This window comes from Rhizobium sp. Leaf306 (genome assembly GCF_001423425.1).
In the GTDB taxonomy this organism is placed as follows: Bacteria; Pseudomonadota; Alphaproteobacteria; order Rhizobiales; family Rhizobiaceae; genus Neorhizobium; species Neorhizobium soli.
On the sequence record NZ_LMNX01000001.1, the window covers coordinates 1,638,448 to 1,646,967 of the forward strand.

General features: G+C 58.1%; 7 protein-coding genes and 1 pseudogene. 3 read left to right on the top strand and 5 right to left on the bottom strand.

Annotation, left to right across the window (positions count from 1 at the left end; translation table 11 throughout):
* Positions 1 to 263: 263 nt before the first annotated feature.
* Both ASG19_RS07730 and ASG19_RS07735 read right to left on the bottom strand, forming a co-directional pair.
* Positions 264 to 848 (bottom strand): flavodoxin family protein, encoded by a 585-nt coding sequence (locus ASG19_RS07730; protein ID WP_062454702.1) that lies wholly within the window; start codon positions 846 to 848, stop codon positions 264 to 266.
* A 116-nt stretch (positions 849 to 964) separates the two neighbouring features.
* Positions 965 to 1,315, bottom strand: a complete 351-nt coding sequence (locus ASG19_RS07735) for a DoxX family protein (protein ID WP_062454704.1) — start codon at positions 1,313 to 1,315, stop codon at positions 965 to 967.
* A gap of 139 nt (positions 1,316 to 1,454) precedes the next feature.
* Between ASG19_RS07735 and ASG19_RS07740 the strand changes: the two genes are divergently transcribed.
* On the top strand, positions 1,455 to 2,027 hold the full coding sequence (locus tag ASG19_RS07740; RefSeq protein ID WP_062454706.1) for a TetR/AcrR family transcriptional regulator: 573 nt from the start codon (positions 1,455 to 1,457) through the stop codon (positions 2,025 to 2,027).
* Positions 2,028 to 2,571: 544 nt separating this feature from the next.
* On the opposite strand, the gene ASG19_RS07745 is transcribed toward ASG19_RS07740, so the two are convergent.
* From ASG19_RS07745 to ASG19_RS07755, 3 genes are all read right to left on the bottom strand, one after another.
* Positions 2,572 to 3,255, bottom strand: a complete 684-nt coding sequence (locus ASG19_RS07745; RefSeq protein WP_062454708.1) for an EthD family reductase — start codon at positions 3,253 to 3,255, stop codon at positions 2,572 to 2,574.
* Between the two features lie 187 nt (positions 3,256 to 3,442).
* The gene (locus ASG19_RS07750) at positions 3,443 to 4,216 is read right to left on the bottom strand and encodes an alpha/beta hydrolase (protein ID WP_244476100.1); all 774 of its coding nucleotides are present in this window, start codon (positions 4,214 to 4,216) and stop codon (positions 3,443 to 3,445) included.
* Positions 4,217 to 4,561: 345 nt separating this feature from the next.
* Positions 4,562 to 4,954 carry a helix-turn-helix domain-containing protein gene (locus ASG19_RS07755; protein WP_062454711.1) on the bottom strand — a complete coding sequence of 131 codons (393 nt, stop codon included), beginning with the start codon at positions 4,952 to 4,954 and terminating at the stop codon, positions 4,562 to 4,564.
* A gap of 426 nt (positions 4,955 to 5,380) precedes the next feature.
* Between ASG19_RS07755 and ASG19_RS07760 the strand changes: the two genes are divergently transcribed.
* Together ASG19_RS07760 and ASG19_RS07770 are read left to right on the top strand one after the other, a co-directional pair.
* Positions 5,381 to 6,109, top strand: a complete 729-nt coding sequence (locus tag ASG19_RS07760; RefSeq protein ID WP_062454713.1) for an SDR family oxidoreductase — start codon at positions 5,381 to 5,383, stop codon at positions 6,107 to 6,109.
* A 1,397-nt stretch (positions 6,110 to 7,506) separates the two neighbouring features.
* Positions 7,507 to 8,520: pseudogene (locus ASG19_RS07770) on the top strand (GGDEF domain-containing protein); the annotation flags it as partial.

Genomic DNA, 8,520 nt, shown 5'->3' on the forward strand with positions numbered 1-8,520 from the left:
CGGCTACCGCCACCCCCTTCCGGAAACCTGCCATTCCGCTTACCACCCCAGGTCAGACATCGTGGCTGATCAGGCGAACGGTAACTTCCAGGTCATTCAACAACAGACTGAATGACCGAAAAGAGGGCGCATAGCGGCCCAATATCCACTATTGGCCTGAGGCGGACATCTCGATAATTATTGAGTTCCCGCGCTCTATGCGCGGGAGGTAATTGTTTGAGTTACCTCATTGCCCCCATCTCAAGGTCGGCAAGCAATGCTTGTCATTCACCCGGCGTTGATTTGTACTGCCCAGCGACGCTCATAACCCGCGCGCCATAGAGACGCGCTGTTTCGAGATCGCCCGAAGACATTTCTTCGGGAGCCGCGTCGGCGTCCGACTGCGCCATCGGCCCGATATAGGATCCCATGCGGTTCAGGTCGTCGCGCTTGGACGCTTTCACGTTGGATGGCTTGATGCCCAGGCTCACCCACAGGCCACCATGCTGCCCGGAAAGAAGGACAAAATATTGCAGCGTGTTCAGCTTGTCGCCATTGAGGCTGGCGCTGTTGGTGAAGCCGCCAAAGACCTTGTCCTGCCACTTGGCGGAAAACCACGGCTTTGAGGATGCATCGGCAAATTTCTTGAACTGCCAGCTCGGTCCGCCCATGTAAGTCGGGGAGCCGAATATGATGGCGTCTGCGGCATCCAGCGCCGCCCATCCGTCGTCGGAAAGATTACCCTCAGCGTCAATGGCAAGGAGCGTTGCACCAGCGCCTTCCGCGACGGCCTCTGCCATGCGTTGCGTATGGCCGTAGCCGGAATGGTAGACGATGACAGTTTTTGCGAAGGAATTCGAGGTCGTCATGGCTTGTTCCTTATGTCGTGATTTTACGCGTCGCCTATGGAGTCAGCGCGGTCTGGATTGTGTTGGTTGTGATGATGGAAGCGCGCGGTTTGCGGCCGCTGCTATTGGGGCTGCTGTTATGATGAGAACTGGACGGAAGCTGCGATGATGAGCAGCAGCAGGAAGACCGCTGGCGGCGGGATATGGCGGAAATCGCGGGCTCTCACGACAGCGAGGATCGCGGCGACCATGATACAGGCTCCGAGCGCCACGCCGATTGCGAAGGTTGGCCGCAAGATTAGCAAGACTGCCGTCAGGAATTCCAGGATTGCGGTGATCCAACACCACCACGATGGAAATCCGTAACGAACGAATTCGTCTCGGATAACCTTGCTGCCGGACGCGTTGATGGCGGCGCCGAGAAGGAATGCGGCGGCCGCCAGGAGCGTCGCAGCATTGCCGACTGACAGCGATATGAAGTTGAACATTGAACGATCCTAACGGTGACACCCGCCGACGTGACGATATCTCTAGCACCATAAATAAATCTAGCGTTGCTATATTGTCAACCGTTGCATCACATTATTACTGCCGCTATGGGACTTGGTAACGGGTGAAGGTGAAGGCATGGGCATCAGCGAACGCAAAGAGCGGGCAAAAGCGGAGCGAGAGCAGCGCATCATCGGCGCGGCCAGAATGCTTGCCGAAAAAGACGGCTGGGCCTCGGTGACAGTTCGTCGGCTTGCTCAGGAGATCGAATACAGCCAGCCCGTCCTCTACGCCCATTTCCAAAACCGCGACGCGATTGTCGGGGCGGTCGCACTGGAAGGATTTGGGGAGTTGGGACCGGTGCTGCGGGCATCGGTCCGTCGCGGCGCAAGTTCGGCGGAAGCAATGGAAGACGTTGCTATGGCCTACCTGGAATTCGCATTTGAGCGGCCAGCTTTGTACGAAGCGATGTTCGTCCTACCGAGCGGTCTGCGGTTTGCAAAGTCCGATACACCTCAATCCCTGCGCGATACATTCGGGGCCATGATGGCGGTCGTTGAGCCATTTTGCGAAAACGCTGAAGTCGCGACCGAGGCCTTTTGGGCTACTCTCCATGGCCTAGCGGAACTTGAGCGCCACGGTCGGATCAGGGAGGCGTTCCGCAAAGACCGAGTGACTCATTTCATCGATATGCTATCGCGTAGGAGTTGACCTAGAAGCACGATCAAAGCAATGTCCCGTTACGCCGCTAACTAAGCGCCTAGCTGCTGTGTGCAGAGGCGCGGCCACGCTTGGCGCGAGGCCGCACAACTTCAATCTTTGTATGCTCCACCAATCCGAGCGCGTCCTCTATGCCATCCCTAGATACTCGACCGTGTTGTCAATCTTACGGTCAGGACCATTGATGTGGAGCAGCATGAATGAGCCGCCACCTTGGAAAACGAGCAGCACTTATAGAAATTCAGTAGCGCATCAGCGTCGAAGCCCTTCAGCCCTGCGAGGGCACCCGGCGGGACCTTCTCGACCCAAGCCGGATCGCTGATCAGAGCGCGGCCGATGGCGACAAGCTCGAACTCATTGCGCTCAGTTCATCGTCGCGGCCTGAGAGACCCCAGTCGCAGGGCGGTCGCCCTGGTCGTGCACGGTTGGGGCCTCTCGTTGTCTTGGCTGCGCATCGGCCACGCCGGCGCGCCCGTCCTTCGCGCGGAGGAGTTTCAGCTGCGCCCAAGCCCTTCCGCAGAAAGGACGCCCCGGCTCAGCGCACGAACCGCTCCGAGACCGCCAGCATGGTGACGGCGTGACCGGCCTGGGCGAGGAGTTCATCGAAGGCGGCTCGATCGGCATCCACGCCGTCCTGGAACGCCGTCAGGGTGGGCCACCACAACTGGCGGGCACCCAGGAACGGTGCGCCGTCGCTGTGCACCTCTGCGCTCGGCCGGTTCACCGCGTGACGTAGCGCGCCGATCCGCAGGCCGAGTTCGGCGTCGTTCGCTCCCGCCCAGCCGGGATTGCCATCAAGGTGCACGAACTGCAGGAGATGGATGCTCGTCGGCCGCTCCAGCACGTCCCATTGCCGATCGACGGCAGATACGGCTCCGATTGGGGGCCGCGAGACGATTACATCCTCCTCGGTGATGAAGAAGATGACATTCGGCAGGTCCTGGAACAACGGCTCGTCGGGGCGGATGTTGTCGCCGAACAAGGGCTCGTCGACCAGTGCGGCGGCGTCTTTCGGGGAGTCGAACGAGGGCATCGCGACGCCGTCATACTTGTCCTGACCTGGGCCGAGGCGATCGGTATCGAACTGGTGCCCCTGGACGTAGGTGAGCATGCCCGGGATCTGGCGGCCCATGGTGCCGTGCGGGTGGCGCCAATGGTCATGGAAGCGCTGGCGATCGATGTCGGGGCGGCGGGGGAGGAGGGCAAAGAAGCGGATCACGGGAAACTCCTGATTTGGTTGAATTAGTTGAATTCGTTGGATTAATTAGTTTGATTGATTTGTCACGGGTGCGAGCGTCCTCCTCCTTGGGAAGGACCCTCGGGGCGCGGCTTCTAAGTCAAGCTCTGTTATCTGCCTTCGAAACGGCACATAGAGGCCTCTATACGGCCGGATGGGAGCCGTTGCCCTATTTTACCGAGCTGGCTGCCTCAAGAATGACATCAGCCGTCTCCTGTGGGTGAGACATGTAGACCATGTGACTCGACTTCACTTCCGTCATCTTCGTGCCTGAGCGCTGATACATCCACTGTAGAAAGTCGGATGAGAGCACCTTGTCTTCGGTCGTCACGATGCCGAATGACGGCTTGTCATGCCATGCAGCATGCTGGAACGGGATCTGGAATGTATCCAGCCTCATCGGCTTGGACATCGCAGACATGAAATCGGTCACGTCGCGTGGAAGGTCCGCACCGATCATCTCATGATAGCTCGCTGGATTTGGAACGAACCTCTTGTCGTCATCGAGCTTCTTCATGTCGATGCCCATGGGAAAGCGGCTGCTGATCTCAAGCAGAGTTTCGCCCTTATCAGGCTGAAGGGCGGCAACGTATACCAGTGCCTTGACGTTGGGGGCTACACCCGCCTCGGTGATAACGGCACCACCGTAGCTGTGGCCAACCAGAACCGTGGGGCCGCTTTGGGTAGCGACGGCCAGCTTCGTCACGGCGATATCATCTTCGAGGCTTGTATGCGGCAACTCCACAACAGTGACTGCCAACCCTTTCGCCCGTAGAATTTGGAAGACATCCTTCCATCCCGAGCCGTCCGTGGTCCCACCATGCACCAGGACAACGTTGGTCGCACCGGCATTGACAGATCCAACAACTTTGGCAGTTCCATCGGATTTGGCAGGTCCCGAAATTGCTAGAGCCAACAGGGCACCAGCCAGAAGTCTTTTCATCGTCATCCTATTTCCTTCAACTATCTTTGATGCGCGTCGGGACGCTCGTCTGTTCCCGACATCATCTCATGATGATGAGGCATAGATACACGATGGATATCTGATATCAATTACGCACCTAGATTAGCCTAGATATGGACGAGTATACTGGCCCTCGAAGCCCTCGCATCGCGCGCTGGATCACGCGCCGGCCGCTTGCCAACCCTACTCGCCCCCTAGTCGCCATGCTGGCAAAGTCATCAACGCACTTGGCATTGCATCCTGTGCCCTTCGATCAGGTCGGGATGCCGTGAGACGACGACGTCTATCCTCGGCGTCGGGCCCCAGGCGACCGCGGCGACCTTGTCAGAGACGATCGACCCTCTCGTCATAGCGCCGCGTGGCCGCCTCGACCTGGTCGCCATTGGCCTCTGCCCAGTCACACAGTGCTTCAAATGGCTCCCGCAAGGAGTGGCCGAGGGGAGTGATTGCGTATTCCACGCCAATCGGCTGCGTTGGCAGTACGGTTCTGGTCACAAGGCCGTTCCGCTCAAGCCTCTTCAAAGCGTCGGCCAGAGCCTTGTGCGTGATCCCGTCAAGACGCCGCTTGAGATCGTTGAAGCGTGAGGGTTTGGGACAGATCACCGTCAATATCATGATCGTCCATTTGTCAGCGATCTTGTCGAGTACCGGGCGAACCTGCGCCATGTCACCACAGGCACGCTGAGAAAGTTCTTCAAGGTCGGTATACTGGTCCATATCTGAGCTAATCCGTGTGGTTAGTTGATATCAGGTATCCAGCGTATATCATGGCGAGATCACTCCAGGAAAGTATTTACGATGGCTCGAATGAGTAACGAGGTGGCTGGTCGCCAAGGTATTGGCCTGCCTGTTGCGGAGTGACTTTGTGCCGAGGGTGCACATGCCCTCATCACCAGTCGCAGAAGTGGAGATCCCGAAAAGGCCGCCAAAGGCATCGGCAATTGCACGGTCGGTATCGCTGTTTTCGAGCGCAGCTACATAGGCGGACACTGTCGAAATGTGATCGGTGCACCAGCACTCTTGGCAGGTCTCTAATCCCGGCTGACACAGGTATACTCATCGATATCTACTCTATATAAAGTGCGTAATTGACCCTACATATCAAATATATATCTATCACCTGTCACTTTCAATGGAGCCAACATGACCAGATTAGACAACAAAATTGCCCTCGTTATCGGGGGACAAGGCGGCATCGGTGGAGCCGTTTCGCAGCGGTTTGCCCACGAGGGCGCACAGGTTTATGCGACCAGCCGCAAGGGCACGGATGGCGTGTCAGAAGAAACAGGCACAGGCAGCATGCGCAGCATCCAGGCGGATGCGAGCAACACCGCCGACCTGACTCGTGTCTTCGAGCAGGTAAAGTCGGAACAGGGGCGCATCGACATTCTTGTCGTCAACGCAGGTCTTTCCGAATACGCACCCTTGGAAGACATATCCGAAGACCATTTCGATCGTGCATTCGGGCTTAACGTCCGCTCGCTCGTTTTCGCGGCACAAGGTGCTACTGACCTCATGCAACCCGGCGGTACGATCGTGTTGATCGGCTCCATCGCGGGCGACATCGGTACCAAAGGATATGGCGTCTACGGCGCCACAAAGGCCGCTGTCCGCTCCTTTACGCGCACCTGGGCCAACGAACTTGCTCCCAAAGGCATCCGTGTCAACGTCGTCAGCCCCGGCCCGACCGATACGGCGATGATGGCCGGAGCCTCGCAAGAGATCCGGGATGCGCTTTCCGGCATGATCCCGCTGGGGCGCATGGGCCGGCCAGACGAGGTCGCGGCCGCAGTCCTTTTCCTTGCCAGTGAAGAGAGTAGTTTTACGACCGGCGCAGAACTGGCCGTGGATGGTGGCATGGCTCAGGTCTGAACCTGACAGAAGGGGCTGCTGGCTGCGCGCTTCGCAACGTTGCGTGTGCGCGTGGCCGACAGTCGGACCCAGCGTATCCGCCGCAGGCAACCAGCAGGCATCGTAAACTCGACGGATGAGAGGCCCGCGAAAGATGCCTTCCGCAGATACCTCTTATGCTCAGGTAAAATGTCGTGTCGTGTAATTTGAAATAGGTTGGCGATCGGATCAGAATGTAGATGAAGTGCTGGCGTATCAGTATCTTCGCCTTGATGGGACCAGAACCTACGACCCGTGATTAGAGATCAAATCACTAAGATTCCTAAGACAATTCATCGGCTTATTGGTGGAGAAACGCTGTGTCAGCCTGCCGAGGGAATACAAGTTCGCGGGTCGATGAGCCTACGCCCTCCGCAATGACGACCGGATTGTACTGTTCGATCTTTCCGCTTGCGAAGGTAAGAGCCGCATCTGCGACCTCCTCGCTCTCGATCGGGTCAAAGGGCGCAAGGTTGGCTTACAGGAACCACGCTTCGGCAGCTGCCAGCAGTTTCTTCTCGTCTCGCCTTCCTTCTTGGAACAAGCGGAAAAGCAGCATCGCGAGCTCGTCGGGATGCGTCTCGTGTATCGGCACTGCCTGCGCAAATACTCGTTCGAGCAGAGCCAGGTCTTCAGGCCGGAGAAGAACATCAGAGGGAATTCTACCGCGCATAACGTAAGCTATTGTGAGGTTGGTCAATTGGCAATTGTTCGTGGAAGTATGATGAGCGCTACCACTCGTCGTTGGCTCGTTCTCGCCAGACTGACTAGGCTGCCACTGTTCATAGAAACACGACACAGACTTTACTGCGGTGTGCAACAGAGTTGGGTCTTGCCACACGGGCGCCGAGCGGCAGCGAACGCGCTGCCCAGCGAGATCATGCTTCGCTCGGCTCCCTTGGTGCAGGCGGTTGAGAATGACGAGGCGACATTCTGGTTATATGCCGGGCAGCTTCACTGGCGCTCTCGGTTGGATGCAAACCGATGATGTCTTCTGTACTGAAAACGATATCACCTGGCACTAGGTGCGGGTCTCGCGGCGGCTGAAGATGCGACCGTTACATTCGATCCGCTGGCAAGTCTTATGACATCGGAAATAAACCCTATCCATGAATGCCGGCATTGAACTCCACGCTTAACGTTACGCCAACCATGTCGGCGGCATAGGAGGCTACGTAAAGAATCATTCAAACACCTCCCTGTAGGCTTTGACTCGAGGCAGGCAAAGCAATGCAGATCGATTTACAAACTCTCTGGTACTTAACAATCGGAACGCTGMTGGTGTCAGCTTCGCTTCTCCTTTGGGAAAGGCAGGCTTATCCAGGTCGCGCACGCGTGCTCGGTGTTATGGCCGCGGCTCTCTTCGCGTTCGTTCTCGNTGGTGTCAGCTTCGCTTCTCCTTTGGGAAAGGCAGGCTTATCCAGGTCGCGCACGCGTGCTCGGTGTTATGGCCGCGGCTCTCTTCGCGTTCGTTCTCGGCTGCGCACTTGCAATGAACCGCAGCCACATCTCGGTCGCGCTCGGCATGGGGGCGACGAACATCCTGATGATGTTGGGCTACCTTTTGGTCCTAAACGCCATCGCGGGCCTCGACCGTCACCGATATGTCTGGTCGTCTGCTGGAGCGCTAAGCCTCCTGGCCCTCGCCTGGGCGATCGCTGGCACGCACTTCCCGGCCGCCTTCTGGAACCATGTCTCGTCTCTCCCCATTGCGCTGACCTGCGGCCTGACAGCGTGGATACTTCTGCGCAGCCGCACGGTTCAGGGACTGCGCTCGCGTCCGATCGCAGTAGCGATCTCGGCCGTCCATGCCGTGTTCTACCTCGGCCGCGCGTTCATTGCCCCTATCCTCCTCCAGCAGTACGGGCCAGATATTCTCTCCACCATCGGGAAGGCGACGATGTACGAGGCCGTCTTGTACTCTGTAGCGATGCCGATGTCCTTTCTGATGATCGTTCGAGAGGAGGAGAAGCAGCACCTGCTCCGCCTGTCGCAAACCGATCAGTTGACCGGGCTTGCGAACCGCCACGCCTTTTTTGAGCAGGCAGCTCGGATCATCAGGGAGCGGCAAGGCCACCCCGTCTCCCTGCTTGCCTYCGACCTCGACCACTTCAAGGCGATCAACGACCGTCACGGCCATCCAGTCGGAGATCAGATTCTCAAGCTGTTCGCAGAGACCGCCCGCGAAGAAGCGGGACCCGACGCGCTTCTTGTCCGGCTGGGTGGTGAGGAATTCGCCGCACTCCTGCCACGGTGCGACCATCATCAAGCTCTCAGTCGTGGCTCGGTGATCGCACGCCGGTTCGCCATCACAGCCGCGCGAGCAGAGGGCCTGAAGACCCAGGCAACCGTCAGTATTGGTCTTGCGGCACCGGACTGCCACGACCTCGCCG